The organism is Streptomyces sp. NPDC001222 (assembly GCF_042896945.1).
GTDB classification, from domain to species: domain Bacteria; phylum Actinomycetota; class Actinomycetes; order Streptomycetales; family Streptomycetaceae; genus Streptomyces; species Streptomyces gibsoniae.
Genome location: NZ_JBIAXT010000011.1, coordinates 95940 through 122293 on the forward strand (window position 1 = coordinate 95940; position 26354 = coordinate 122293).

The 26354-nt window shown below is 68.7% G+C and carries 22 protein-coding genes and 7 pseudogenes; 15 read left to right on the top strand and 14 right to left on the bottom strand.

Annotated elements, in window-relative coordinates; all coding sequences use genetic code 11:
• Positions 1 to 59 precede the first annotated feature (59 nt).
• The 3 genes and pseudogenes from ACFY2Z_RS17255 to ACFY2Z_RS17265 all read left to right on the top strand — a co-directional run.
• Positions 60 to 1232 carry an oxygenase MpaB family protein gene (locus tag ACFY2Z_RS17255; RefSeq protein WP_390744987.1) on the top strand — a complete coding sequence of 391 codons (1173 nt, stop codon included), beginning with the start codon at positions 60 to 62 and terminating at the stop codon, positions 1230 to 1232.
• 56 nt (positions 1233 to 1288) lie between these two features.
• Positions 1289 to 1502 (top strand): annotated as a pseudogene (locus ACFY2Z_RS17260) (cold-shock protein).
• A gap of 88 nt (positions 1503 to 1590) precedes the next feature.
• Positions 1591 to 1752: pseudogene (locus ACFY2Z_RS17265) on the top strand (helix-turn-helix domain-containing protein); the annotation flags it as partial.
• Positions 1753 to 1922: 170 nt separating this feature from the next.
• Here the strand turns inward: ACFY2Z_RS17265 and ACFY2Z_RS17270 are convergent.
• Together ACFY2Z_RS17270 and tnpA are read right to left on the bottom strand one after the other, a co-directional pair.
• Complete coding sequence (locus ACFY2Z_RS17270) at positions 1923 to 2834, bottom strand: NAD-dependent protein deacetylase (RefSeq protein WP_390744988.1); 912 nt, start codon at positions 2832 to 2834, stop codon at positions 1923 to 1925.
• Between the two features lie 189 nt (positions 2835 to 3023).
• A pseudogene (gene tnpA / locus ACFY2Z_RS17275) lies at positions 3024 to 3234 on the bottom strand (IS200/IS605 family transposase); the annotation flags it as partial.
• Between the two features lie 3 nt (positions 3235 to 3237).
• On the opposite strand from tnpA, the pseudogene ACFY2Z_RS17280 reads away from it, so the two are divergent.
• The 3 genes and pseudogenes from ACFY2Z_RS17280 to ACFY2Z_RS17290 form a co-directional block, all read left to right on the top strand.
• A pseudogene (locus ACFY2Z_RS17280) lies at positions 3238 to 3492 on the top strand (IS481 family transposase); the annotation flags it as partial.
• Positions 3493 to 3868: 376 nt separating this feature from the next.
• Complete coding sequence (locus ACFY2Z_RS17285) at positions 3869 to 4072, top strand: cold-shock protein (protein WP_037751662.1); 204 nt, start codon at positions 3869 to 3871, stop codon at positions 4070 to 4072.
• A 1002-nt stretch (positions 4073 to 5074) separates the two neighbouring features.
• Positions 5075 to 5557 (top strand): hypothetical protein, encoded by a 483-nt coding sequence (locus ACFY2Z_RS17290; protein ID WP_390744989.1) that lies wholly within the window; start codon positions 5075 to 5077, stop codon positions 5555 to 5557.
• A 276-nt stretch (positions 5558 to 5833) separates the two neighbouring features.
• Here ACFY2Z_RS17290 and ACFY2Z_RS17295 read toward each other — a convergent pair.
• A pseudogene (locus ACFY2Z_RS17295) lies at positions 5834 to 7003 on the bottom strand (PLP-dependent aminotransferase family protein); the annotation flags it as partial.
• 4 nt (positions 7004 to 7007) lie between these two features.
• Between ACFY2Z_RS17295 and ACFY2Z_RS17300 the strand changes: the two are divergent.
• A pseudogene (locus ACFY2Z_RS17300) lies at positions 7008 to 7187 on the top strand (disulfide bond formation protein DsbA); the annotation flags it as partial.
• Positions 7188 to 7295: 108 nt separating this feature from the next.
• Positions 7296 to 7559, top strand: coding sequence for a hypothetical protein (locus ACFY2Z_RS17305; RefSeq protein WP_390744990.1), 264 nt, complete (start codon positions 7296 to 7298; stop codon positions 7557 to 7559).
• 219 nt (positions 7560 to 7778) lie between these two features.
• Here ACFY2Z_RS17305 and ACFY2Z_RS17310 read toward each other — a convergent pair whose 3' ends face one another.
• From ACFY2Z_RS17310 to ACFY2Z_RS17320, 3 genes are all read right to left on the bottom strand, one after another.
• Positions 7779 to 8861 carry a hypothetical protein gene (locus ACFY2Z_RS17310; RefSeq protein WP_390744991.1) on the bottom strand — a complete coding sequence of 361 codons (1083 nt, stop codon included), beginning with the start codon at positions 8859 to 8861 and terminating at the stop codon, positions 7779 to 7781.
• Positions 8862 to 8909: 48 nt separating this feature from the next.
• Positions 8910 to 10037 carry an SPFH domain-containing protein gene (locus ACFY2Z_RS17315; RefSeq protein WP_390745113.1) on the bottom strand — a complete coding sequence of 376 codons (1128 nt, stop codon included), beginning with the start codon at positions 10035 to 10037 and terminating at the stop codon, positions 8910 to 8912.
• A gap of 90 nt (positions 10038 to 10127) precedes the next feature.
• The gene (locus ACFY2Z_RS17320; protein WP_390744992.1) at positions 10128 to 10460 is read right to left on the bottom strand and encodes a hypothetical protein; all 333 of its coding nucleotides are present in this window, start codon (positions 10458 to 10460) and stop codon (positions 10128 to 10130) included.
• 554 nt (positions 10461 to 11014) lie between these two features.
• Between ACFY2Z_RS17320 and ACFY2Z_RS17325 the strand changes: the two genes are divergently transcribed.
• On the top strand, positions 11015 to 12067 hold the full coding sequence (locus ACFY2Z_RS17325; protein ID WP_390745114.1) for an SMP-30/gluconolactonase/LRE family protein: 1053 nt from the start codon (positions 11015 to 11017) through the stop codon (positions 12065 to 12067).
• 221 nt (positions 12068 to 12288) lie between these two features.
• Entirely contained in the window at positions 12289 to 12495 is a 207-nt protein-coding gene (locus ACFY2Z_RS17330) for a hypothetical protein (RefSeq protein ID WP_390744993.1), read from the top strand.
• A 110-nt stretch (positions 12496 to 12605) separates the two neighbouring features.
• Here ACFY2Z_RS17330 and ACFY2Z_RS17335 read toward each other — a convergent pair whose 3' ends face one another.
• The 4 genes from ACFY2Z_RS17335 to ACFY2Z_RS17350 form a co-directional block, all read right to left on the bottom strand.
• On the bottom strand, positions 12606 to 13151 hold the full coding sequence (locus tag ACFY2Z_RS17335; protein ID WP_390744994.1) for a hypothetical protein: 546 nt from the start codon (positions 13149 to 13151) through the stop codon (positions 12606 to 12608).
• A gap of 457 nt (positions 13152 to 13608) precedes the next feature.
• Positions 13609 to 14070 carry an SRPBCC family protein gene (locus tag ACFY2Z_RS17340; protein WP_390744995.1) on the bottom strand — a complete coding sequence of 154 codons (462 nt, stop codon included), beginning with the start codon at positions 14068 to 14070 and terminating at the stop codon, positions 13609 to 13611.
• Positions 14063 to 14383: an ArsR/SmtB family transcription factor gene (locus tag ACFY2Z_RS17345; RefSeq protein ID WP_390744996.1), complete on the bottom strand. Its 321-nt coding sequence runs from the start codon at positions 14381 to 14383 to the stop codon at positions 14063 to 14065. The genes ACFY2Z_RS17340 and ACFY2Z_RS17345 overlap by 8 nt, the downstream gene beginning before the upstream one ends.
• Positions 14384 to 14399: 16 nt before the next feature.
• Positions 14400 to 14699, bottom strand: a complete 300-nt coding sequence (locus ACFY2Z_RS17350) for a hypothetical protein (protein WP_390744997.1) — start codon at positions 14697 to 14699, stop codon at positions 14400 to 14402.
• 353 nt (positions 14700 to 15052) lie between these two features.
• Here ACFY2Z_RS17350 and ACFY2Z_RS17355 point away from each other — a divergent pair, with 353 nt between their 5' ends.
• On the top strand, positions 15053 to 17107 hold the full coding sequence (locus ACFY2Z_RS17355) for a SpoIIE family protein phosphatase (RefSeq protein WP_390744998.1): 2055 nt from the start codon (positions 15053 to 15055) through the stop codon (positions 17105 to 17107).
• A 639-nt stretch (positions 17108 to 17746) separates the two neighbouring features.
• On the opposite strand, the gene ACFY2Z_RS17360 is transcribed toward ACFY2Z_RS17355, so the two are convergent.
• Positions 17747 to 19171, bottom strand: coding sequence for a purine-cytosine permease family protein (locus tag ACFY2Z_RS17360; RefSeq protein ID WP_390744999.1), 1425 nt, complete (start codon positions 19169 to 19171; stop codon positions 17747 to 17749).
• 1442 nt (positions 19172 to 20613) lie between these two features.
• Between ACFY2Z_RS17360 and ACFY2Z_RS17365 the strand changes: the two genes are divergently transcribed.
• On the top strand, positions 20614 to 20907 hold the full coding sequence (locus tag ACFY2Z_RS17365) for a hypothetical protein (RefSeq protein ID WP_390745000.1): 294 nt from the start codon (positions 20614 to 20616) through the stop codon (positions 20905 to 20907).
• Between the two features lie 760 nt (positions 20908 to 21667).
• Here the strand turns inward: ACFY2Z_RS17365 and ACFY2Z_RS17370 are convergent.
• The gene (locus ACFY2Z_RS17370) at positions 21668 to 21901 is read right to left on the bottom strand and encodes a hypothetical protein (protein ID WP_365779166.1); all 234 of its coding nucleotides are present in this window, start codon (positions 21899 to 21901) and stop codon (positions 21668 to 21670) included.
• 488 nt (positions 21902 to 22389) lie between these two features.
• On the opposite strand from ACFY2Z_RS17370, the gene ACFY2Z_RS17375 reads away from it, so the two are divergent.
• On the top strand, positions 22390 to 23025 hold the full coding sequence (locus ACFY2Z_RS17375) for a maleylpyruvate isomerase N-terminal domain-containing protein (RefSeq protein ID WP_390745001.1): 636 nt from the start codon (positions 22390 to 22392) through the stop codon (positions 23023 to 23025).
• Between the two features lie 108 nt (positions 23026 to 23133).
• Here the strand turns inward: ACFY2Z_RS17375 and ACFY2Z_RS17380 are convergent, their stop codons facing one another.
• A complete protein-coding gene (locus tag ACFY2Z_RS17380; RefSeq protein WP_390745002.1) occupies positions 23134 to 23538 on the bottom strand; it encodes a type II toxin-antitoxin system PemK/MazF family toxin in 405 nt (134 codons plus the stop codon).
• A gap of 184 nt (positions 23539 to 23722) precedes the next feature.
• Between ACFY2Z_RS17380 and ACFY2Z_RS17385 the strand changes: the two are divergent.
• Positions 23723 to 23805: pseudogene (locus ACFY2Z_RS17385) on the top strand (GNAT family N-acetyltransferase); the annotation flags it as partial.
• Between the two features lie 162 nt (positions 23806 to 23967).
• Here the strand turns inward: ACFY2Z_RS17385 and ACFY2Z_RS17390 are convergent.
• On the bottom strand, positions 23968 to 25098 hold the full coding sequence (locus tag ACFY2Z_RS17390; RefSeq protein WP_390745003.1) for an alpha/beta hydrolase: 1131 nt from the start codon (positions 25096 to 25098) through the stop codon (positions 23968 to 23970).
• A gap of 862 nt (positions 25099 to 25960) precedes the next feature.
• On the opposite strand from ACFY2Z_RS17390, the gene ACFY2Z_RS17395 reads away from it, so the two are divergent.
• Positions 25961 to 26353 carry a hypothetical protein gene (locus tag ACFY2Z_RS17395; protein WP_390745004.1) on the top strand — a complete coding sequence of 131 codons (393 nt, stop codon included), beginning with the start codon at positions 25961 to 25963 and terminating at the stop codon, positions 26351 to 26353.
• Position 26354: the final 1 nt, after the last annotated feature.

Genomic DNA, 26354 nt, shown 5'->3' on the forward strand with positions numbered 1-26354 from the left:
CGGGCAGCTGGCCCTGCCGCCTGTCGTGGACGATCCCGTGGAAGACAAGGAGCCTTGCCATGATCTACGCCGAGGCATCGATGGACGCCCTGCGGCAGGCCGGTGACGAACTCGCCGACGCCACCGTCGCCGCACTCTTCGAACGCGGGGAGGTGGGCAAGTTCAACACCCTGATGCGCTACGTCTCCACCGCCGGCGCTCCCCTGCCGGACGGGCTGCCCGACGTCGCGCGCGAGTACCTGGAGGCCACTCGCGTCCCGCCGGCCTGGGTGGACTGGTCGGAGATGGAGAAGGCCCGGCTGTTCTTCATCGACAACAACGTGCACATCTCCACCGCGCTGTCCTTCGCCTCCATGCCCGCCTGCTACGTCGTTCCGCACGTGGCGAAGCTGCTGTCGGCCACCCACGGGCTGAAGTACCCCTCCAAACGGATGGCGGAGACCGGCCAGTTCACCGTCTACCTGATGCAGCCCGACGCCTTCGAGGCCGGTAGCCGTTTCATCCCCGCCGCTCAGAAGGTCCGCCTCCTGCACGCCTCCATCCGCCACCACTTGGGGCGCGAGAACCGCTGGGACCCCGAAGCCCATGGGACGCCGATCTGCCAGGAGGACATGATCGGCGGCCAGATGTTCTTCTCCCTGCTCGTGCTGGACAGCCTGCATCGCCTCGGCATTCACGTGTCGACAGAGGGCGCGGAAGCCTACTACTACGCGTGGCGCGTCGTCGGTGCCATGCTCGGCGTCGACCAGGACGCCGTCCCCAGGACTCTCGACGAGGCGCGCCGGTTCCTCGACCTGTACATGGTCCGGCACATGGGGCCTTCCCTGGAGGGCGCGCACCTGACCCGGCAGCTGATCGACCTCTATGAGGAGGTGGTGCCCGGCACCTTCTTCGACCCGATTGTCTCCGCCCTCATCCGCCACCTCATCGGCGACACCTGCGCCGACTGGCTCCATGTGCCGCGCACGCCGTGGGACGCCGTGGTCAAGGCCGTTCCCCACCTCCTCGGCGTCCTGGAGAGCATCGAGGACCGCTCCCCGCTCGGCGCCTGGGCCCTGGACCGCCTCGGCCACCTCACCGCCGTCTTCGAGCTGTCCTCCCTCACCCGTGGACGCGTCATGCACTACGCGATCCCCGACACGTTGAAGAAGGACTACGGCATCTCCAGCACGGTGTCCCGCACCCACCGGTGGACCCCGCCGGCGCCCTCGGTCTTTCCGCAGCAGAGATGATCAACTCGTTGGGCGCCCTCTACGCCCGACCGATCCATGTGAATCGACGAGTGGATATGTCTCAGCGACGGAGCGGTACCGTCAAGGGGCTCAACGAAGAGAAGGGGTTCGGCTTCATCACCCCGGTAAGGCGGCCCTGACCTCTTCGTGCACTTCAGGGCGATCCAGGGTTCAGGATTCAAGAGCCTCAAGGAAGGCCAGAAGGTGACCTTCATTGCGGTGCAGGGCCAGAAGGGCATGCAGGCGGACGAGGTCGTCGCGGAGGCATAGGCCGCCGAACCAGAGGTGTAGCAGACGGCACGCTCGGTGCGGAGCCGAGTCGGCTGCGGACCGACCTGCCAGTTGACGTACGCCGACGCTGACCGTTGATGGCAGACGGCTGCTCGTCGAACGTGTCCGCGCCGGGCACCCCGTCGCTCGTGTGATCGCGGAAATGGGTATGCCACGCGCCACGGCCCACAAGAGGATCAGCCGCTGGCGGACCGAGGGAGAACCGGGTCTCGCCGACCGTTCCGAACGGCGTGCCGACCCGGAGCGGCCGCCCCAGACGCAGGCGAACTGTGGCGGATTGACCCCTGCGACGTGGCACTCGGGACCAAGTGGCCGTCGCGAGGCCGGGCCTCATTTTCCGATGACAGCCCGGGTCAATGCGGTCGTTGAGGATGACCCTGCGGTGATGCCCCACTACCGTCACGACGTCACCGAGGCCGCCGTCTCGTCGTCGATAGGGATGCGCAGCCGGTCGGCCACGGTGGTGAGGGCCGTTCCCAGCGGGAGCGCGACCCGGGTGAGGGCGTGCCGGTCGCCTCGGGTCGGATCCTGGTTGACGATCAGCACCGGCTTTTCCGCCTGAGCCGCCTGGCGGACGAATCGGAGCCCGGACATCACTGTCAGTGAGGAGCCCAGCACCAGCAGCGAGGCCGCCGCACGAACCAGCCTGCGGCAGTGCTCGACCCGCTGCGGCGGAACGGCTTCACCGAAGAACACCACGTCCGGTTTGAGGATGCCGCCGCAGACGGTGCAGGGCAGCACGCGGAAGTCCGCGGCCTGTTCGTCGGTGATGTCGGCGTCACCGTCCGGGTTGATTCCTGCGGCCACCGGCTCGAAGTCTGGGTTGGCCTCCTCCAGCCGCCGGGCGAGTTCGCGGCGTTGGCTGAAGGCGCCGCAGGAAAGGCAGACGACCCGGTCCAGGCTTCCGTGGAGTTCCACGGTGCCCTGGCTGCCGGCGGCCTGGTGCAGGCCGTCGACGTTCTGGGTGATCACACCCGAGAGCAGGCCGTGCCGTCCGAACGCGGCGACGGCCCGGTGTCCGGCGTTGGGGCGGGCGCGGCCGAAGGTGCGCCAGCCGAGGTGACTACGCGCCCAGTACCTGCGCCGGGCCTGGGCGCTGGCGGTGAAGTCCTGATAGGTCATCGGGGTGTGCCGGCTCAGGCTCCCGCCCTTGCCCCGGTAGTCGGGGATGCCCGATTCCGTGGAGATGCCCGCCCCGCTGAGTACCAGCACACCGCCGGTGCTCAGTGCCTCGGCGACCGGCTCGAGATTCGTGGTGCCCGGCGGCACATCCTCGGTAGGGGTCCAGCTCAGAGTGGGGCGCATGCGCATGTCGCCAGGATACGAAACAGGGCGCATCCGGTCGTTCGCACCGCTCGGATTGACCTCTTGTCCCATCTCTGTCCATCCACCTCTGATCTTACGCAGCGCACCCCCGTTCACCGGGGTGGTGAAGCGCACCTCAATGCTGCTCCGTCCAGGGCTGTGTGCATGGCTCTGCGCTGTTGAGGCCGGGCACGATCACAGGGGGCGCTGCTGGTTCTCGATGTACTGGCGTACGACGGTCAGCGGCGCTCCGCCGCAGCTTCCGGCGAAGTACGGCCCGGCCCGACCAGAAGTGCCCGCCCCACAGGTGCCGGTGCACGTGCGCGTCGTACTCCTTGCGCAGCAGCCGGGCGGAGACGCCCTTGAGGGAGTTGACCAGCTTGGAGACCTGGACCTTGGGCGGGTAGTGCTCGGCCGCATCCCCGACGGCGGCGGCCACAAGGTCCTGTGCCGCCAGGCCGGCCGAGCCACCCGGAGCGGGGTGGGCTTCGACTACGTCCACTCCGCCGTCGACGACCACTCCCGCCTGGCCTACAGCGAGATCCACGGCGACGAGAAGGCAGCCACCTGCGCCGGCTTCCTGCGCCGCACCGCGGCGTTCTTCGCCACCTGCGGCATCGACCGCGTCGAGCGGGTCCTGACCGACAATGCCTGGCCCTACCGCAGTGCTTCGCCTGGCGGCAGCCACTGGCCGACCTCGGCGCGGTCGGCAAACTCACCCGCGCCTAACGGCCGCAGACCAACTGCGGCCGCACAGGCGGCGGGCAGGCGGACGGTCTGGAATCGGGACACCGGCCAGAAGGAGAGCGGGACCCGCCGGTGCGACGGCGATGGGCACCACACGCCCGTTGTGGGGTACCACAACGTGTTGTTCTCTGGTGACGGGCGGATTCGCCGTGTAGCGTCGCTGGCAGATGTCGTGGTTCGCAGTACCCGCCCGCGCCGTGGTGCGGGCGTTTTGTTGTGCGGTGCCCGTGAACCAGGACGATCACCTCCGGATTCGCGCGGTGCGGATCCGATATCGACTGAGAGGCACCAGCATGGCCAGCGGAACCGTCAAATGGTTCAACGCGGAAAAGGGCTTCGGCTTCATCGCGCAGGACGGGGGCGGCCCCGACGTCTTCGCGCACTACTCCAACATCAACGCCAGTGGCTTCCGTGAGCTCCAGGAAGGCCAGGCGGTCACCTTCGACATCACCCAGGGGCAGAAGGGCCCGCAGGCGGAGAACATCACCCCTGCCTGATCGTGCAACGAGGCGGCACCGTGCCTGCGACAGGCACGGTGTTGCGGGAGCCGTGAAGGCTTCGCCACCCTCTGTACGGCACGTCGGCTGCGGGACGCGCTCGATGCGAGCGGAGAACGGTCGAGCCGCCGTAGCTTGCGTCGGAGCGCGTCACCGGCCTGCCGCCCCATCCGGCGGGGATGGGCGTGCACGGCGGGCCTGTAGGGCCTCTACTGATGATCTTTACGTGGTGTCGCCGATCGGTCAGACAAGGCAGCAGTTCAGGTCCCATGCTGCCACGCGACATCACGCCCGGAATCTCAGTAACGGTCCTGGGCGCGCCGGTCCACCGTCCGTTCGGGTGCGGTCATCGACGTGTCGGCCTTCCTCGATCCGGTTGAAGACCCTCCGGCCGCCCCTTCGGAATCTCACCAGGCGGACTGCTGCGGAACAGTTCTACCAGCCCGGCATCGCCGGTCTTGAGCAGATCCGTCTCGCTGAGTGCCACGCTTGTCCTCCTGGCGACCGTGAGAACCATCGCGGAACTGCGATGCAGCTAGTAGTTAGGACTCACCCTCGATGCTTCCGAGCGAAGTCGCCCACTGTTGGTCCGAATGGCTGCCTGCGCAGACGGCGATTCCGCAGCGCAAGCAGTAGCCACGCACGGGGCGTTAATGGCAATGAGCATCGACGACGACACTCGGCAGCTCCTTCCAGAGGCGGTGCGGGCCCGCGGGGCCAGGCTCTTGGGGTGTGCCCACATCTTCTAAATGCAGATCGCATCCTGGATGAGTGCCTAACTGCGTGACAACGCAGACGTACAGCGGCGGACAAGCGCGGACGCCTGTGCACCAGCGCCGCAGGCGAGAGGGACAGTCGGCCAAGGTCGAGCGTCCGGCCAAGTTCTTTCGGGACGAAGAGGCCTCGCGCCTGCTACGTGCTCCTTCCGACCACGGGGACACGGGCTGGTACCGTGGCCGTTCGCCGATCTGCGCAGGTCGGGCGTTATGGCATCCTGCGGTAGTGCTTCTGAGTGACCACGCGAGCAGTGTCGAGCTTTGGCCGGTGGGCTATCAGTGCCCTGCGGCCGGCGACAACTCCTACGACGACAACTGGCTGGTTATCGGTGGCGCGGTGACCACTCCCGAGGGCAGTTGGCGCTTCACCGACCCCAGTCTGCTGACCCACGAAGCTCGCGAGGCCAGCTCTTGGCTGCGTTCGGTGGCCGCAGGAACGGTGGCCGTGACCGGGCCTGATGCCGAGGGCCGGTTGGACCCGGACACGTGGTTCGTCGAGCCGGTCCTGGCCTTCAGCCTCGCCGACCGAAACAACGGCGGGGCAGTGGTTCGCGTGCACCTGTCTCTCGAGGCGTTGCCCCCATGGCGGCAGGGCGGTGACAAGACGGATATTTACCAGTACGTCGTGGAAGTGCGAGTCGAAACGGCCGCACTGCTTCACGCGGCAGATCAGTGGGACCTTGGATTGGCCTCTTTCCCGCCCCGCTGATCGGCGTCGCCTTACCCGTGCCCGTTCCGGCGAGACATGGACTCACGGGGAACAGCGGTGCCAACCACGCTCGGACCCAGGTCAGGGAGCTGCCAGGTCAGCCGTCATCCACATACGGCGTCTTCCGAACTAGTGCTCCAGGTTGTGACCGCACGAGGAATCAGTCGTGGTCTCCCTGCCCGATCAGGGGCGTGGCGTTCCGGTCGCTGGCGGCTGCTCGTTGCCGCAGTGCCGACATTTGGCAGCAGCGGCCGTCAGGTCCTCGGACAGCAGTCTTCATTCGGCTCCGTGTCGGCCCGCGAGGTCCTGGACCTGATGGTGCTCAACTTCAGTCTTTTGGCGGCTGGTTGCGCCGTCGACGGCCTGTGCGAGAGCGTCCAGCGCGGCGGGGTAGCTGTGTTCGGGTTGGGTGGTGTAGCCGACGACGATGCCCTGCGGATGGTCGCCGGCGGTGTGCCAGTGGTCGCCGAGGGGCTCCAAAGCCAGGCTGTGGGCGGCGGCGCGACGCAGTACGTCCTGCTCCGTCAGTTGGTCGGCGGGCAGGGTGATCAGGGCATGGAGTCCCGCGGCGATGCCCTGGATCGCGAAGCCGGAGGCGATCCGGCCTGGCGCGGGTTGGAGCCGGGTGAGCAGGAGGTCGCGGCGGCGCTGGTAGCGCAGTCGGCAGGCGCGGACGTGCCGGTCGTACTCGTGCTCGCTGATCAGGTCGGCGAGGGTCAGCTGGCCGATGGTCTCGCTATGGTGGTCGCTGTGGCGCTTGTGGTCCACCACAGGATCCACCAGGTGCGGGGGCAGCACCAGCCAGGCGAGCCGCAAGGCGGGACCAAGGGTCTTGGACGCGGTGCCCACGTAGGCGACATGGCCGGGTGCCATGCCCTGAAGGGCGCCCACTGGCCGCCGGTCGTGGCGGAACTCCCCGTCGTAGTCGTCCTCGATGATCAGGCCGCCCGTTGACCGCGCCCAGTCGAGCACGGAGTGGCGGCGTGCCGCGTGGAGGGTCACCCCGGTCGCGTACTGGTGGGCCGGGGTCACTACGGCTGCGCCGACCGTGGGAAATCCACTGTCGGAGAGCAGGCCCGTGCGGGCGCCGTGCTCGTCGACCGGCAGGGCAACGACCGTGGAGCCGTGGCGGCGGACCACTTCCCGGTGGAAGCCGAGGCAGGGGTCCTCCATTGCGGTCGCGGGCGAGCCGAGTTCGGCGAGCACTCGGGTGACCAGGGCGAGGGCCTGGACATATCCGGTGGTGATGACGACCTGTTCCGGCCGCGCGAGGACGCCACGTGTCCGTCCCAGGTACTCGGCGATCGCGGTGGGCAGCTCCGGTCGGCCGCGCGGGTCACCGTACCCGTAGGTGTGGGGCGGCGCGCCGGCCAGCGCGCGCCGGGTGGCGCGCAGCCAGGCGGCGGTGGGGAAGGCCGAGACATCGGGGCTGCCGGGGCGCAGGTCGCGCGGTTACGTGGGCACGCCCACGATGCACATCGACGGAACGGCCTTCTTCGGCCCGGTGATGAACAGCATCCCGCGGGGCGAGGAGGCGGCGCGGCTCTTCGACGCGGCGCGGACCCTCTCGGCGCACCCGGACTTCTTCGAGCTGAAGCGGGAACGGACGGGCAACCAGCGCTTCGAGTGAGTGGCCAGGGCGGCGGGCCGGAGGGCCGACGGAAGTCCGCCCCCGGTGAGCCAGTTGGTGTCCGTGCACGCCGGGACCGGAGGGCTCGGCCGAGGTGGGGATCGAGCAGTGGGTGACTATTCCCGGGTGCACCGCGCCGATGACGTGGACTTGGATGAGCTGGCGCATCTTTACCGGATAGCGCCGTTGGGCAACAAGTCTCCCGAGGCGCTGGCAACGGTGTTCGGCAACAGCATGTTCGCCTGCTTTGTCTACTCCGACGGTGCACTCGTGGGTGCGGGCCGGCCCCTCGCGACGGCGTGGACTGCGCCTGCATCGGTGATGTGGCGCTGGAGCGTTCTCCGCCGCTGCGCGACTCCGAATCGAGAATGAGCCAACCCGGGCATGAACGCCCGGGCTTGCGCTCAAGAAGGAGGGTCAAAGGCGCTGCCTCCGCGGGTGGTCGACGATTCTGGCAGCTGCCTCTGGCCTGTGGTGACGGCGGGAACGGGGGCGGATTCTGTCGGTGGCGGGGTACGGGTCGTGGACTGGGGCTTGTCCGCACGCTCGGCGACGGGGGCCTGTCCGGAGTATCGACCGGGGACGGCGTTCTCAGTTGCGCAGCATCACCACGAGGAGCACGATCAGGGCGATCAGCAGTGCGCCGCCCACCGACGCCAGGGCGATCTTCACTGCGCTGAACGGCCGCTCGCCGATGACTTCGCCGGTGCGGGCGTTGACCATCACCGGCCATGCCCTGCCGGCGTGGAGGTAGGTCAGGAACCAGACGGGCAGTAGCACCAGTTTGTAGGTGAGGCCGCTGTAGAGGGTGGACATCGAGTGCACCCGCTGCTCGTCGCCGCCGATGTCCCGCTTGCAGTCGGCGCGGATCACCGGCGCCATCCGTGCCTTCGCCGATTCCAGGCCGGCCTCCGGCTCGATGTCGTAACGGAGGGTGCGGAAGCCCGCCAGGTACTCCTCTTGGTAGGGAACCGTCTCCTCCAGCGGCCAGGGGGCCAGCTTGTCCAGTTCCTTCGCCGGCACCTGGCCGCTGCCGGGCACCAGCACGTCGTCGAAGAACCGGCCGACCGTCCCGGACGTGTGGTGCCAGCGGGTGTGCCGCACCTGCCGGGTGCGGCCCTCGGAGTCCTCCTCCTCCACCCAGTAGTGCTCGCCGCGTTCGCCGGTGTACTGGGTGGTGGTCTGCGCGTCGTACGTCCAGTGCGGCAGGTAGCTGCCCCGGAAGGTCTCCGCCTCGGTGACGTTCTTGAGCTCGTTGGGCGCGAACCAGCGAGACCTGGTCCACTTCGCCAGTGCGTCGCGGGCCTGCTCGCGGCCCACCCCGAAGGGAAGTACCGCCTCGGGTACCACGCGCTCGGTGCCGGAGGCGTCCGCGACCAGCGGGGTGGCGCAGAACTGGCACTTGTCACTGAGCGTGTCGCTCTCGGTCACCGCGTGGCAGCCGGGGCAGGTGTACACCTTCACCCGGTCCGGCGCGGATGCCCGGCGGGGCAGCACGGCCAGCTCCTCGATGGGGTGCTCGGTCACCTGCCGCGGTATCGGCGTGATGTCCTGCTCGTGCTTGCAGTACGGGCAGCGCAGCGCGTACGTCCCGGGCGCGTACTCGCTGACCCCGCCGCACGCCTCGCACTGGAACGCCCGGTCGGGCGCCGGCGCGACGTCCCTGTCCGTCAACTCAACTCTCCTTGATGACCTGTTGCCGGGGGTTCCGGGTGGCGGATCTCAGCCCTGAGGGGGCAGCGGCGGCGGGACGTCGGCGAGCAGCGGCGTGAGCTCCGGGACCTGGTCCGCGGGCTGCCAGGCGGCCTGCCCGCTGCGCCAGACCAGAGTGGTACGGGTCAGGTTGCCGGCCGCCACCTGCCCGGCCAGCGCGCTCTGGTCGTACGGGCCCTGCTGCTGTCCGCCGACCGCGAGGAACCAGCGCGGCGCGGTCGGCAGCGGAGGCGGGACGTCGGCAGGGGCGGGCTGTGCCGGGGCCTGTGTCACCGGGACCGAGGCAGTAGCCGCACCGGACGTGCTCTGCACGATCCGCTGGCCCAGTGCCATGCCCACGCCCAGCCCGAGAGCGTCGCCGCCGGTGCCGGGGTTGGCGGCGGCGATCGGGATCGCGTCGGCCGCCTGGAGCTTGGCGTAGTCGTCCAGGTTGCCGGTGATCGTCATCCGGGAGCGGGTGTCGATCGCCGCCTCGATCTCCGGTGGGACGCTGATGTTCTCGATGTAGAACCGGGGGATGGCGATGCCGGTGGAGGACAGCTCCAGGGTCAGCGCCTTGGCCAGCTGCTGCCCGATGCCGTCCTGCCGGGCGGCGAGGTCCAGCAGCGGCACGCCGGACGAGCCCAGCGCGGAGCCCAGCTTGGAGACGATCAGCTGCCGCAGGTGCTCGCCGACCTCCTCGGTGCGGAACTGCGGGTCGGTGCCGACCAGTTCGCGCAGCAGCGCGGCGGCGTCCACCACCTGGGCGGCGAAGGTGCCGAAGGCACGGACCCGGACCATGCCGAAGTCTGCGTCCCGCAGGATCACCGGGTTCTGGGTGCCCCACTTGAAGTCGGTGAACTGCCGGGTGGTGACGAAGTAGACCTCGGCCTTGAACGGCGACTCGAAGCCGTGCTTCCAGCCCTTCAGTGTGGACAGGACCGGCATGTTCTGGGTCGTGAGGGTGTACGTGCCGGGCTGGTAGACGTCGGCCAGCCGGCCCTCGTTGACGAAGACGGCCACCTGCGACTCGCGCACCACGAGCCGGGCGCCCATCTTGATCTCGTTGCCGTGGCGCGGAAAGCGCCACACGATGGTGTCCCGGCCGTCGTCGGTCCACTCGATGATGTCGATGAACTCACCGCGGATGCGGTCCATCAGCCCCACGACAACCCCCACTCCCTGCGTCTCCGGAGACCGCCGCTCCCCCGCCGGTCCCGGGACGGTGACTGCGCGGCGAGCAAGCGCTCAGCGGACAGTATGCCCATTGCGGTTCGCGCGGCTACTGACGGGGGCGGGCCTCCGGCCCGCCGGCCCCTGCCGCCGGTGGGATGCCCGTAGCCGGCCGTCCTGCGCTCCCCGCCGGCTCCGGACGCCGCCCGCGCCGTGCTCCTGGAGCAGCACGGCGCGGGCGCGCCGTTGTGGCGTCGGCAACGGACAAACCCGTTTGGTCCGGGAGACCTCCCGTTCGGCGAGCTGCGGCAGGCGGTCGCGGGCGGCGGGGGCGAGGTCGGCCGGCGGATCGGAGAGCAGCTCGTCCCAGCCGTGCAGGGCCGCCGCCGTGGACGGCTTGGTGCTCACCGCCGCGGCGTACGGGGCAGGGGCAGAGCTGGAGGTGAGCTTGTCCAGCAGGGCCCAGATCTGTTCGGCGTCGGCGGAGGCCGGGGAGAGGTGGGGGTGCGATGCGGGCCGTCCAGGTGGGCGATGACGACGCCGGTCCAGTCCGCGGCTCGGTGGATGTCCAGCAGTTCCAGGGCCGGGGCGCCGGGCGGCAGCACGTCCAGGACAGCGGCCTCGTGGACGTTCGCAGCGGTGAGCGGGTCGTCGTCGGGACCGCTTTGACGAAGGCCCGTCGGCCGTCGGCCAGGCGGAGGGCCGCGGCGAGTTGGTGGCCGGAGCCGCCGCTGGGGGGGGGACCGTGTCGGTGACGGGTGCGCCTAGGGCGTCTTCGAGGTGGGCGCGCCGGGACGGGAGAGGGCGCTTGTCCTCCTCGACAGCGGCCGCGTCCACGACGACGCCTCGCGGGTTCCCCGGCAACCGCAGGCGCGAATGCCCCGATTTCCACAGGTGCGTTGCGGCGGTGTCCTGCAATCTGCCAACACTTGCGAACGCTGGCGCACACTGGTGCCGTGACTATGACCCGCCGCCTCATCTCACCCCGCCGCTGGACCCCGCCCCCGGCCCCCGACGACGCAGGGCGCAGCCCTGTCACGGGCCGCTTCACCATCGCCCGCCGGTTCGCGAGCGGCGGTCACGGTCCCGAAGACGTGATCTTCGACCGGCAGGGCCGTGTACTGGCCGGTCTCGGCGACGGCAACGTCATTCGCCTCGACCTAGCCAGCGGCGCCCGCACGGTGCTGGGCAACACCGGCGGCCGACCACTGGGACTCGAACCGTCCGGCGACGGCAGCGTCCTGGTCTGCGACCACGACCGCGGGCTGCTGCGCATGTCCGCCGACGGTTCGGTCGAGGTGCTCGTCGACACCGTAGCGGGCCGTCGGCTCACCTTCGCCAGCAACGTGGTGGAGAGCCACGACGGAACCGTCTGGTTCACCGTGTCCACCCGCCGCTGGGACCTTGAACACCATCTCGGCGACATCGTCGAGCACTCCTGCACCGGAATGCTCGTCCGACGCGACCCCGACGGCACCGTGACCGTACTGCATGACAGTCTCAAGTTCGCCAACGGCCTCGTGCTCGCGCCGGACGCCTCGCACCTGCTCGTGGCCGAGAGCGCCGGGTACCGGGTGAGCCGCTACTGGCTGAGCGGCCCGAAGGTCGGCACGTTCGAGCCGTTCGCCGAGAACCTCGCAGGCCTGCCGGACAACATGAGTCTCGGCAGCGACGGGCTGGTGTGGGTGGCGATCGCCGCGCCCCGCAACACACTTCTCGACAAGCTGCTTCCCCTGCCGGGATTCCTGCGGGTGCTGCTGTGGAACCTGCCCGAGGCCGTACGCCCCAAGCCCACCCCCGTCGCCTGGGTCATGGCCTTCGACCTCTCCGGCCGCCTCGTCCACGACCTACGCACGGATGAAGCCAACTATGGCTTCGTAACCAGCGTCGCCGAGCAGCGCGGAACGGTGGTTGCCGGCGGCCTCCACGAGGACGACATCGTCGTGCTCACCCCCACCCCAGCGCGCGTCGCTGGCCCGACGCCAGGGGCGACCGGTGACGTGAATGGCAGGTGACTCGGGCGGCGTCCCCCACGAGCGCGAAGGGGACGGTCGTTCAGGACGAGGCCTCCCGGCCCGCCAGCCGGGCGGGGCGCTCGTAGGCGCGCGCCGCTGCCGTATCTGCCGTGGTTGGCGAACGGTGCCAACTCGAGTGCTCAGCCACAGTCAGGTGTGACCGAGCGCTTCGGTTGGCAAGCGCAGGACTGGTTGTTTGCGGAGACGGTCCGCCTGCTCGCATGCATGCGCCAATTCGGGACGTCCCGTGGGCGGCAGTCGATCTCTCGGAGTCCGGCGCCGACGCCAGGGAATACGAGGCCGTAGCCATCGCCCTGCGCGACGCCGTGCGCTCCTGCCAGGACCGGCAGACGGAGGGGCGCGCCTCCGTCGTGACCTCAATGGGCAATCGGCTCGACCAGATCGAAGAACTCGCCGACGCTCGCTGACTTGTTTTTGCGGCAGCTGATCTCCTCGGCGGTCGCAGTCCGCCGGGGAGAGGCTGTGGTTTTGTGCCGACTGCCGTCCTGCGGGGCTCGCAGGTCGGGCGTGGAGCCGGTCAGCCGGCGGCTTCGGCCTCCGGCCCGGGCGCGTCGCCGATGGAGACGCGCAGGTCATGTATACCTTGCAGGATGTCGATGAGGGCCTCCTCCGCCCCGCTCAGAGCGCTTCGGGTTCCCTCCGTATCGCCGCGCTCGGCGTGCAGCTGGGCGCCCAGCGCGTACACCGCTGTCATGACGGCGGCGAAGGCGGCCTCCCGGCCCGGTGGCAGTTCTTCCGCCTCGGGTTCGGAGACCTGCACCGCGGTGCGCTGCAGCCGGTTCGTCAGGACGTCCAGCGCCAGGCCGGAATCCGCTCCTATCTGTTCCCCCCAGCCGAGCAGCGTCTCAAGGACGTCCTCGATCTCCCCTTCCTCGGTCAGACGGGTTGCGGCGGTGATCTCGAGCTCAGTTTTCGCCAGCAGGCTGCCCAGCAACTGCAGACGGTCCTCTTCCTGAGGCCCTCTGGGGCGCTTCTTCGGATCTGCCACCGGCTCAGCCGCCAGAGCGGCCAGCGCTGCGTAGATCTGGTCAGCACTTACCGGGCGCTCGCTACTGATGCTCACGCTTTCAGCTTCCCCCAGCGAAGGAGTACCCGCCTGTTCAGCATGTTCGAGTCCCCGGCGATTCCACCACTCAGACCAGTGCGTCGGTGCTGACGCCACGTCGGGCGACGACGGTGCGGCGGCGGCGCGGTCGCAGCCGTACAGCACATGCAGCGACGGTGAAACACTCCTGAGTAACCAGGCCCGCGGAAACTTGTTCGGAACCACGCCCGGGAGAGATCTTCGCCCTGTCACACCCGGCGGATGCCCGACCACGGGGCTTTGGGCCGACCGACGACACGCTGGGCCGAAAGGACAACGAAGGAGCCGCCCGGCCCGCACCAGAGCACGCCGCCGCGATCCGCCCGGTCGGTGCGGTGGGCCCGGGGGACCGGGAGCGGGCCGCCGAGGCGAAGCCTGGTACGGCGGCGACGCATCGGCGGTACCGGACGTCGTAGACGTCTGCAACAACCCCGGACTATGCCGCTGCTGCCTCGGCGAATGCCTCCAGCAGCCCGGCCCAGCCTCCCGGCGAGTCGAACGCGGCACGGGCCTGCTCCTGGGCCTCGCCGAAGCGGTCCAGGTCACGGTGTTCGAGTTCCACGCGGGTGCGGCCCGGCCCCTCGGAGACGAAGCGGATCTCCACTTCGGTCACCAGCTCCGGGTCGAATTTCCAGGTGGCGTCGATCTGCCAGGCCAGCACCAGACGCGTGGGTGGCTCCCACGCCAGCACGCGGCCCCAATCGCACTCGCTGCCGTCGGCGTCGATCTCGTACCAGCGACCACCTTCCTTGCCTTCGAGCACCGCCTGCTTCAGGTCGTTCTCTCCGATCTTGTGGTTACGCGGCCACCAGCCGTCGAAGCCCTGGGTGAAGACGGCGAACGCCTTCTCGATCGGCGCCTGGACGGTCACGCTCCTGCGGACGGACGCATCAGTCATCTGCTTGCTCACTTTCGCTTTCGGCGGCCGCAGCGAAGGCGGCCAGTGTCTGGTCCCAGAACCGATCCAGCCAGGCGCGCAGGGCGCCCAGCCCGGCCGGATTGAGTTGGTAGAGGCGCCGCGTACCGACGGCTCGGTCCACTACCAGCCCGGCCTCCTTGAGCACCCTCAGGTGCTGGGAGACCGCGGGGCGGCTCACCGGCAGGCCCTCTGCCAGCTGGCCCACCGCCTTGGGGCCGTCAGCGAGACGCTCGAAGATGGCCCGACGGGTCGGGTCGGCAAGTGCAGACAAGGCATCTATGTAAGTCGCCACTTACGTAAGTTAAGACTTACGGACTGGCTGGGGCAAGCCTGCCGGTGGTGGTGACGTCGGTGCGGCCGCGTTCGGCCAGGTAGGCCCCGATCGCGGCGTCCAGTGCATCGCCGTCGAGGGCGGGTAGGAGCCGGGCGAGGGTGGCATGGGGGGCGCGGCGACGTTCGGGCAGGTGGCGGCGGATGCCGAGTTGTCTCAGCGCCGCGGTGCCGGCGCGCTGTCCCCGCTCGGTGATCTCGGTGACGGTCCGGGCGCCGGAGGCGACTGCGCGGGCGTAGATCAGCAAGCCGGCCAGGGGATACCCGGAGGCGGTCACACGGACGGCCGCCATCGTGCTGGTGGGGGGTCGTATCGCCAGGCCGGCAGGGATCCGGGAGGGCGGAGCGGCAGGCACGGGACCTCAATGTGGGCAGCTGGCGTATACACCCTGATGATCACTGGTCTCGTGCCTGTGCCGTTGCCCAGAGGGTTATGGACCGACGGCAAGGTAGTGTATCTAGGGGGTATTTGTCCGATTTGCATAGCGTCCGTCATCGTATGTGCAGATCCGTGGCTCAGGAGTCGGTAGGAGGCGAGTTGGCACCTGAGACAGCCAAAGCCGGGAGTCACCCCCAGCAGCCAGGGCAGGGCATTCCGGCCGCCTCGTACAAAGCGCTGCGAGGTGCGGAGATGCTGACGCTGGCCCTCAGGGCCACGGAGTGCCTGGACGGCCGGGGCGCGTTCCTGCACTGGTGCGATCCTGCTGCTCGCCGACTGCATCTGGTTGCGGCCAGCGGGTTGGCCGCGGAGAGCACCGAGGCGTGGGCGGATCTTTCCGATGAGCAGGACGTGGCGCCTGTACGCGCCATGCGGCGCGGTAACTATGCCTGGGTGGGCGGGGACAGCCTGGGCATTGGGGCAGTCGGCACGGCGGCGGTGCCCCTCCTCGGCGCCGATGGCCCGACAGGTGTGCTGTCCGTGATCATGGCAGGAGCCGGCGAACCGGATGAGGTGAAGCGATCCTTTCTGCATTCGGTGGCGGGATGGGCCGCAGCGTGCCTGGAGGACTTGCCTGGCAGGCTGCCCGTCTGTGGTTCGGCGGCCGGCTCTGAGCAGACGGTCCGGATGAGCAAGTTGACCTCGGCCCTCGCCGAGGCCGTCACCTCCCAGGAAGTCGTACAGGCCGTCGCGGCGCACGTCCTGCCCCCGTTCGGCGCCGACGGGCTCATATTCTGGGTCTTCGAAGGCGGTCGACAGCGTGTGGTCGGCTCCGCCGGATACACACAGGAATTTCTCAGCCTGCTCGACGGGATCCCGGTAGCCGACTACCCCGTGGCAGCCGACGTGTTGGGGACTGGTACTCCCCGGTTCATCGAATCAGCCGCAGAGTACTGTCGACGCTATCCAGCGCTGGAGCACATCCCCTCACCGGCCCAGAAGAACGCGTGGGCGTTCCTGCCCCTGATCGCCTCCGGGCACTCCATCGGCATGTGTTTGGTGTCATTCGTCCAGCCGCGTTCCTTCAGCGACGAGGAGCGCACGCTACTGACCGCGGTGAGTGGTCTGGCCGGCCAGTCGCTGGCGCGGGCCCGGTTGTACGACGTGGAGCACGCCCGGGCACAGGGACTGCAGCGTGGCTTGCTTCCCCGAACGCTGCCCTGCCTGCCCGCCGCTTGCGCCGCCGCACGCTACCTGCCCGCGGGCCGGGGCGGGCAAGTCGGTGGCGACTGGTACGACGTGATCCCGCTGTCCGCGGACAGGGTCGTCATGGTGATCGGCGACGTCATGGGCCACGGCATTCCCGAAGCCGCCACCATGGGCCAGCTGCGCACCGCGGTGCGTACCCTTGCCGACCTGGACATACCCCCGGCCGAGCTGCTCAGCCGTCTCAATGACCTGGTCAGCGAGCTGGGCGAGGACCGCTACGCCACCTGTCTGTACGCCGTCTTCGACCCGATCACCCGGATCTGCTCGTTCTCCCTGGCCGGTCATCCCCCGCCGGTCATCGTCCATCCCGATGGCACCGTCCACAGGCCCGACCTGGTCGCCGACCCGCCGCTCGGGGCCGCCGAGCCACCGTTCGAAACGCACCAAGTGCTTCTGCCTGAGGAGAGCCTGCTGGTCCTGTGCACCGACGGGCTTCTCGAATCCGCCACTCAGGACATCGACCAAGGACTGGCCCGCCTGCAACAGATCCTCGCCCAGCATGCGGCGTCCACCTTCACGGTGCGGGACGAGGCCGACGACGTCCGGCACCTCGACGACCTGTGCAACACGGTGGTCTCGGCCCTGCTGCCCGAACACGGCCGGACGAACGACGACGCAGCGCTGCTGATCGCCCACACGCGGGGCAGCGACGCCGGTGATGTCGCCTCTTTCATTCTCCCGGAGGATCCCCGCGCGGCCGGACAGGCCCGCGAATTCGTCCGCGAGCAACTCACCGCCTGGGGACTGGACGATCTCGCGACTACCACCGAGCTGCTGGCCAGCGAGCTGATCGGCAACGTGATCCGGCACGCCAAGGGCCCCATCCGTCTGCGTCTGCTGCGCAGCCGCTCCCTGACCTGTGAGGTCTACGACGGCAGCCTCAGCACCCCGCGCATCCGCCATGCCGCCTACACCGACGAGGGCGGCCGCGGCCTGCAACTCGTCGCCGCCCTTTCCAGACGTTGGGGCGCCCGCTACCTCCGCGACGGCAAATGCATCTGGACCGAGCAAGACATCCCCGTCTCGCTGGCGGCATGAACGGCCTGCGAGGGAGAACCGCTGTGGCCCAGGAAGCCCCGCCCATTGTCTGGCCAGGGCCTGGGAACGTCCGGGCAGCCGGACGGGGATTGTTCGGTCCGCTTCAGGTGATGCATCAGTTCGTCCGGATCGACCAGCCGGAACGAGCACAGCCGCCGGACCAGTCGGGAAGCGAGGAAGGTGGGGAGGTTGTGATGCCCGTCGGACACGGGGGAGACCAGGCTGATTCGGTCGACGGGTTCGAAGGCAGGGCTTCGGTGAGGTCGTGGGATGTCCGTCGGGTGCGGCTCTTCTCCAGTGAGCCCCTGAGCTGCTGACAGGCCATCGTGCGGAGCGGACCAGGGCGGTCACTTCCGGAGAACCACACCCAACTTGATTCGTGCGTTCCGCTCATCGCAGCCACCCTGGCCCACTGCCAGCGCGTCTTGGGAGGCGTATGGGGCAGTGGTGAGGAAGTGGTCCCTGTTGCGATGACCGGCGGGTAGGCACAGCGACGCGGTTGCGCCGGTGTGCGGGGCTCTGATGACAAGCCCTGGCGGCCAGGGGGCCGGCCCACAGAGCTTGTGCTGCGTTTGTCGGTGTGCTGTGGCGCTGTGCTTCTGCAGGGGCTTCGTCTGCTTCACCGCGTGGGACGTGGTGTCATACGTGGTCGGCTTCGGCTTTGAGGCTGGCTCCGGTCCTGGAGGTGGGTTCCGTCCCTGCGGGCTGTGCTGGGCTTCGTCGGGCGAGCAGCCAGTACAGCAGCGCGGTCGCCACGAGCCCGACGATCCAGGAGATGTCCGCGCCGCCCAGCGGGGCGACCAGCGGGCCCGTGTAGAAGGCCGTGGCGAGGAACGGCAGTTGGGCGAGCAGACCTACTGCGTAGACCGCGAGCGCGTCCCAGCGCCAGGCCCCGTAGCGGCCCTGAGGGTCGAAGAGCGCCGGGATGTCGTACCGCTCCTTCGAGATCAGGTAGTAGTCGACGAGGTTGATCGCCGACCACGGCGTGAAGAAGGTCAGCAGGAAGAGCAGGAAGTCCTTGAACGATGCCAGGAAGCTGTCCTTGCCCAGGAGCGCGACCGCCGTGCCCGCAATCATGATCAGCGCGATGTATGCGGCCCGGCCGCGCTGCGAGAGTACGCGCTGGCCGCGGAATCCGCTGACGCTGGTGACCATCGACATGAAGCCGCCGTAGGTGTTGAGCACGTTGACGGTCAGCTTGCCGAGCGCGATCACGAAGTAGAGGAACGACGCGATCAGGCCCGCGCCACCGAGGCCGACGACGTAGCCGACCTGGTTCGCGAGGAACTTTTCGCCCGCCGTCGCCGCCACCAGCACGCCGAACGTCATCGACCACTGCGAGCCGAGCGCGGAGCCCGACAGGGTCCACCAGAAGGTGGCCCGGCCGGAGGTGGTGCGGGGCAGATAGCGGGAGTAGTCCGCGACGTACGGCCCGAACGCGAGCTGCCAGGACGCCGACAGCGACATGGCGAGCAGGAACATCGGCAGCGAGAAGTGCGCGTTCTTCAGCAGCGTCGACAGGTCGGCGTGGTCGAGCAGGCGTATGCCCAGGTAGACGAAGGCGAGCGCGCAGATGACGCTCGCGAACCGGCCGAGGGCGTGGATGACGCGGTAGCCGACGGCCGCCATGACCGCCGTGACCACGGCGAAGACCACGATGCCCGTGGTGTGGCTGGTGTGGGTGAGCTGGCCGACCGCCTGGCCCGCGAGCACGGAGCCGCTCGCGAAGAACCCGACGTACATCAGGATCACGAGCAGCAGCGGGACCACCGCGCCGCGCACGCCGAACTGGGCGCGCGACTGGATCATTTGCGGGAGGCCGAGCTTGGGGCCCTGCGCGGAGTGCAGTGCCATCACAGCGCCGCCCAGCACGTTGCCCACCACCAGGCCGACCAGCGACCAGAGGACGTCCCCGCCGAAGACGACGGCGAGTGCGCCGGTCACCACGGCGGTGATCTGGAGGTTGGCACCGAGCCAGAGTGTGAACTGTGAGAAGGCGGTGCCGTGTCGTTCCTCGTCCGGCACGACGTCGATGGAGCGTTGCTCGACAAGAGCCTCTGCCATGATCCGTTGTCCCTCCTCGGTCCCGTTGTCTGCGGACCTCGGGCTGCCGGGTCTGCATAACGGCATGCAGAGTTCTTGATGCTGAATAGATTGTCAAGAGGGAGCGCGCCATGAGCCTGAATGGGGAGCGTCCATCCTGAATTCGCAGGTCGAGCAGGGTTTGGCTGGTGGTGGTTCGGCATGAGTGGCTTTGCCGCCGGCCGTGATCACGCGTCTCGACCCTGTCCCATCGGGCGACCTCCACCCCGGCCAGGACCAGCAGTGTCGGAAGCGGGGCGGTGGCACGGCAGATCCTCGACGCCGGGACCACCACCGACCGCAGCAACAACCGCCTGGTAACGCAGAGCGTCTGCACGCAGATTCGCCCCCGCCCCCTCCGACGGCCTGGAGCGCGACGAGTACCCGTTCGCCGCCACACCCGCGGGCCCCGACCTGACCATCGACCGTCAGGCCCTGACCATGCTCGCGGCGGGGATACGGAACCGGTGGCAGCGGTCGTGGTCGGCCCGACCGCGGGCCCCACCATGGGGCGGCGACAGGCCGGCTGCCCGGCCCTGTATCCGCGGCCGCGGACGGGACTGGCCGGCGCATGCCTCCCAGGCTGCCGGGCCCACGCATCGCGTCCGCAACCGGAGACAGCTCCTCTTGCGGGACTGCGCACGGCGGCAATCCGGGTGTGCGCAGCAGACGGAGCGGGGGCGCATCAGCTCTCAGTACTCGTCTGCGCAGGGCCTTCGGCAGGTTGTGCAGCCTCGATGCGCACGCCGCCTTTCTCGTATGCGCAACGCGAGGCCGCGCTGCCGCGCGTGGAAAGGCATGCCGAGCATCGCATGGTCGGCCCGACCGTGGGCCCGGTCAACGGCAGTGCTGCGGGCGTGTTGCCCGATGGGGATGTTGCCCGATGGGGACCGTTGGCCGGGGCTGCCGGCTGGCCCGTGAAGTGGGCCATGGCCTTCTTCGCCCAGGGGACGTAGGGCGCTGGGACCAGCTCATCCAGCGAGGTGCCGTCCAAGCCCACCAGCACAGCAGAGCGTCGGCCACTCCGGCGATCGCGCACGCGGCCGGCGCCAGGCCCGGCGTGTCCCCGGGCAGTGTCCGGCTGACCAGACCGTATGCGAACAACAGCATGATCAACGGCGCATTCCAGTGCGCCCACACCGCCACCCCGCGCACACTCCTGATACGGATCGGACCCTTCGTCGCTCTTACCCCTGACCGACACACGGGGCGAAGCCGCGAACGCGCTCCGGGGCCCGCTTCCATGGTCCGTCCGGCGCCTCACGATCGAAAGCCGTCCCACGACACCAGGCCGGTGCGGTCCGCAACCGCGCCCAGCTCCCCCGGCTGCGCCGCGATCGCCGCCGAGGCAGAAGCAGTGCTGTGGACCTACGGTGGTCTGACAGGGGCCGACAAGCCGAACTGGCGTTGCGCAGGAGGCTGCGATGGAGGAGCACTTCGTCTGGGTGACGACGCGCCGGCTTCAGCCGGGCACCTTCGAGGAGTTCGAGAGGGCATGGCGTCCCGCCCCCTATCCGCGGGGTCTGCGCCGCGCCTTCGCGTACTGGTCCGAGGACGGACAGGAGATCACCGGGGTGTCCTTCTGGGACTCACAAGAGGCATGTGACTCCTGGCGGAATTCCGAGCCGGAGGCCAGCCGGCGTACGGCCATGGCCCCGTACGTCGTCGAGGAGCGGGAAGGGTTCTACCGCGGCCGTGAACTGGCCCCGCCGAAGTAGCCGTCCGCGACCGGGTGCCACGGCATGCCGCGGCGGTCCCCCTGGCGACGCATCGTCGGCGGGGCAGCCGGTGACGACCGTCAGGTCGTCATCACGGCATCGCAGTCGGGGCAAATCACGGACGCGTACTCTGCGGGGTACCAAGGCGCCTCAGGGTGCTCGGATGGCTTCCGGCAGTCCGTCTCCATGGCGAAGGTGTCCTTGCCGCACAGAGTCCGCGGTCCCGTCGCGGTGGGCGTCCCCGGGGCGGTGGGCGCCGCATGCACCCGGCGGACCGTCCGTGCCCCGCCCGGGGAGGTGCGCGTGCCCACCGGCCTGTCGAGCTCGTACACCACAACAATTGCGCCCATGCCTCTACGGTAGACGGCCCCACGGCCGGTTAGTGGTGGGCCATCGTGCTCCGTTTGGGGCTGAGCGTGACGGAAACGGCGCTGTGGGTCTTCCCTCAGGGGTGCGAGCACCGGCTCGGCTGGTGGGAGGACCGGTGGGCCCCCCGGCTGCCGGCGCCGGGAAGAACCTCCATCACCAGACCCGGGGCGGCGGTGCTGGGCCGCCGTAGCGGCGCGGTGCGGGCCGGCCGTGGCTGCTCTACGAGGACATCGCCGAAGGACGCATACGTCTGCCCTACGGGCAACTCGAAGTGAGGCGTGGGAAAGAGCGGGAGCAGGCGGCCGGGCATCTGAAGGCACCCGATGCCGGGGGCCCGCCGTGTGCTCGGTTCAGGTGGCGGTCAGGGAACGCCAGGTCCGCTCGTGCAAGGTCAGGCGTGGTCGACGAGCTCCGCCCTGCCCTGCTGGCGGGCGCAGTGCGCACAGCAGAAGAACTGCCCATCGGCCTGAAGGCCGTGACCGAGGATGCGACATTGGCAATTGTCGCAGATCGGCGCCATCTTCTGGGCGGCACACTCAAGGCTGTCGAAGGTGTGGACCGCGCCCTTGGCGTGCACTTCGAATGACATCTCGTAGTCGTTGCCGCAGACCTCACACACGGCCATGGACGCTCAACTCCTCACGGCTTCCCGGACAGGACCGCTACCGGTATCTGCAACCGCCGGCGTTCTTCGACGGTAGTGAACGGACGCCACCGTTCTCGGGCGGCACGTTGGCCTGCAGCCCGAGCGGCATACAGGAATCACTCGGCCGGGCGCGTACGGTCGTCAGTGGCAAGCCCCGCTTCAGACCGGGCAAGTGTGGGCCGGCGGCCCCGTGCTCCCTTCGCACGTTGCACGGGACCGCCTCGCCTCGGGGCCGGGAGGACGCGCGGCTCATCACCAAGCGCTCGCCCGGGCGCTCGTCTTGGGTTTTCTCTGAAACGGACGTGACCCGAAGGGGACGTACGACGGACCGCCGAGGGGCGCCGGAATCGGGACCCCAAGGAGATCTTGGCGAACTGGGACGCGGGTTCCGGTCGGGGTGACGTCTCATGGGCTGTGCCGCCCCGTTGCCTGCCCGCATACTGGGGCCAGTCGATCACGGGGGTCTGATGAGTCTCACGGATGCGTATCTGGATAGCGCGGCTCAGGCGGTGGCATTGCTGGGTGCGCCGGAAGTCGCTGCCTCCTGGGAGAAGGCCAGCGCGTTGACGGACATGACGGTCGGCGGCTTGGCTGGTCATCTCGCGTACCAGGTCTTCAGCGTGACTCCAGCCCTGCAGGAACCCACGTCGCACGAGGCGCCGATCCCGCTTCTCGAGCACTACGCCCGCGCCGCTTGGATCGATGCACCACTCGACGGTGAGGTGAACGCCGGCATTCGGGCGAAGGGTGAGGACATCGCGTCCGAGGGGGCCCAAGTGCTGCTGGAGCGCGCCCGTGCGGCGCTTGCCGAACAGAACGTTGCCCTTCCGAGGGTTCGGGGTGGCTGGGTCGTGTTCATGCCCCAGACGGGGTGGGCGCTGAGCCTGGACGACTTCCTTGTGACGCGAATGATGGAGCTCGCCGTTCACATGGACGACCTGGCGGTCAGCGTGGGAATCGCTGCGCCGGAACTCTCGGCTGCGGCATTTCATCCTGTGCTGACGTTGCTGGCCAGACTCGCCGCCCGCCGACACGGCCAAGCAGCGTTGCTGCGCGCTTTGGCTCGAGCGGAGCGCGCGCCCTCTGCGATCAACGCGCTCTGAGCCGCTCAGGCCTCGGTTGGAGCACGTCACCCGCCGCACCCCCGGTTTCCACGCCTGGCAGGACCCACACTGGCTCGTCCACGTCGCGGGCGTCGGCTCCTTCTCCCTCTACCCGAGTTCGCCGAGACAGAGGGCGTCCCTTATCTCGCTGAGCTTCGCGGTCGTCGCCGGGGTCTGCTCCTGCGCTTGTTCGGTGAGTCGGAGGGCATCGTCGATCTCGCTGAGCTTCGCGGAGGACAGGACGGCCGCGCGCTCTATCAGGTCGTCGCGTGACACAGTGGTCAGCCACGTGCAAGGAGTGAAGCCTGGACGCGGGAACGCGAGCCGTAGCACGCCTTCGAACGGCACCCCTTCACCGGCGCCCACCATCACTTCGATGCCCAGACCGCTGATGTCGACGCCCGCCGGAGCGACGACCTGCATCACCCGGATCCCGGACGCGTCGTCTCCCGACAGCAGTACGACCAACCTCCGCTCGTCGAACTGGACCCACCAGACTTCGCCACGTTGCACAAGTCCTCCAGACATAGCCGTCAGACAGACGCTGCGCGACCCTGACGCGCTGTGGAGACGGGCGCGGCCACCGTTGATCATCGGTGTGTGAAGACTGAAGATCATGCGGTGGCCGCAGGTCACAGCGTAAACCCTGCCCGCTGGCAGGAGGCATTCGAGGGCCTGATGAGCGAGGTTGCCCGCCATGACTGGACTCGACCCGTCGCCTGGCCACCTGCCCCGACAAGGACCGAACGGCTCGTGCTCTGCGAGTCCGAGGCCCGTGACAGTGATCCGAGAGAAGGCCTAGACGTGGGCAACAGCTAGCCGGGCTCCTGCCAGCCGCTGGCCTCATCGGCGCCGGCACCGGCCTGGTCGCCCCGCTCGGTTTCGCCACGCTCGCCGCCGCCACACCCCGAGACCGTGCGGCGGCGCCGCGTATTCGCCCGCTCAGCGGTCGCTGAGCCGACCGCTCATCCACTGCAGCGCGCCCGGGATCTCCCGGAGCCAGGTGTTGAAGTTGTGACCGCCGCTGTCGAGGATGAGCGACGAGATCCTGGTCACCTGGTTGGCCCGCACCTGCTGGATGAACTTGAGCGTGTCCTTGTAGTGGTACTCGCCGTGCTTGCTGCTCGTGACGAGCAGCGAGGTGTTGGGCGCCGGCAGGTGCTTGAGGTACCACATCAGGTCGGCGCGGTTCTTCAACTGCTTGTTCCCGTGGAAGAGGTCGCCTGTGGTCGGGTCGATCGGCGCCTTGTAGAACGGCGACAGACCCACCGCGGCGGCATAGACCTCCGGGTGGTGCATCGCGAACTTCAGCGCGCAGTAGCCACCCGTGGAGTCACCGATGACGCCCCAGCCGACGGGACTCACGCCCACCCTCCTGTAGTGGGACCGGACGGCGTCGGGGAGGTCCTTCGTGAAGAACGTCTCCACCTGCGGCCCGCCTGGCACGTCCACGCACTCCGTGTCCCGTGGCGGCACCACGGTCGGCCGCAGCATCACCAGGATCATCGGCTGCATCTTGCCCTGCTTTGACAGCTCATGCGCTGTCTGCGGGTATTTCAGCCCTTTGACGAGCGCCGCTGCCGTACCGGGGTAGCCGGTGAGGACGACGCCCACCGGGAACGACCGCGTGCGGAACGCCGGCTGGAAGTACTCCGGCGGCAGGTAGACGTACGCGGGCGTGGCGATATGGGTCTTCGGTCCGAATATGGTGACTCTCTGAATCTGGCCGCCGATCTGCGGCTGCGCGCCGCCCGAGACGTTCACCGTCTGCGTGCCGACCACCTGGACGGGGCCGCCGCTCGATCCCGCGGCGCCGTTGTCGACGACCACGCCCTGCCCGTTCTCCTGACCGAACAGATCGGACCAACTGGCGTAGAACCCGAAGGCCTGGTTGGCGGCCAGCCCGACCGACGCGAAAACGGTGAGCTGGGTGGCGAACAGCAGGCCGACCCGTCCGCCGACGGCCTGCCAGTTGCGCCGCGCCAGCTTCGGCCAGTACCAGACCGTGCCTACGAACAGCAGCACGGCCAGCATCAGCGCCAGCACCAGCACTTTGTTGCTTGTGAGACCCATGGGCTCTTTCCCTGACTGCGCTTTCCGTCCCCTGGAGCGCACTCACGCCTTCGCGCGGGTTTGCCCCGGACTTTCCTTCGGTTTTGAACCGGCTTTGTGATTGGGGAGTGAACCTCACTCCCCAAGACACCGTCCTGGAGTGCGCAATGTGGCCGATGTCCGGATAAGCACTGGACGCAAGGCCACTCGCATAACTACGGGATGTGATGTCCGTCAGGATAGACGGGGAAAAGCCGAGTCAGGTTCCGAAACAATCTGTGGTGCGGCGCATATTCCGCGGCCCTCGCCCGGAAGCCGCCCCCGCACTGATCGCCGGGGCCTGCATGCCCGCGGGAGTCCTGGACACCGCAGCGGGTGTCTTCCCGCGCTTCCGGCACAGCCGTATGCACCGCACATGGCCGAGGTCCTGCCGGTCCACCCCCACCGGACCGCCAACGGCTCCATCCGACTGTCCGCAGGGAGCTTTTCTTTATCGAGCTGAGATCTAAAGGAATTACCTAAAGAGGCTTACCAAAATCTGAAAAAGCACCCCCTGCTCTTAACAAGCCTTACTGAAGATTTGCCCTGCCTGGTCTCTCGAAGATATCCAGGAGGTACTCCCGGGACAGTATCCGGATGGACCGCCCAGGACTAGCCTCAATGCCAGTAACTTAGGGGCAATCCGGTCGTATGTTGTTGATGTGTCAAGAGCAGGATCAACTGAAGTCATCTGGTGAGCGACTGTCGGATCGCGTCGCGCTCGCGGTGCCGCTACAGGCGTTTCCTCAGTCGCTGGTGGACGAGGTGCTGGCGGAGACCGGGCCGCGTGCAGCGGAACCGACTGCTGCCGCGGGGTTGGTGGTCTACCTACTTCGTGTTGGCGATGTGCCTGTTCTCCGGGCAGAGCTATGAGGAGGTCGCCCGGCTGCCCACCGTAGGTTTGCAGGGTGAGCGGCGGCGTGCGTCGTGGGCGGTGCTGAGTGACGGCGGCGATCTGGAAAGCCATGTCTCGGTTGGGTGTGGCGCCGCTGCGGCAGTTGTTCGTGCGGGTGTGTCGTCCGGTGGCCGCTCCGGGCACTGTGTGAAGCCCTCCGGGATCGGTGGAGCTCCATGCGTTGACTGCAGCCGCCGGTCAGGGCTGGTGCTGAGCTCAGTAGTTGGTTTCGTGCTCGTGGGGCGGGATGTCTCCGATTGGGAGGCGCTGGCCGAGGTTTGCCCTGAAACGCGGGCAGAGGTGCACGAGTTGGCTGGCCCGGTGGGCACTCTCGCGCAGTGAA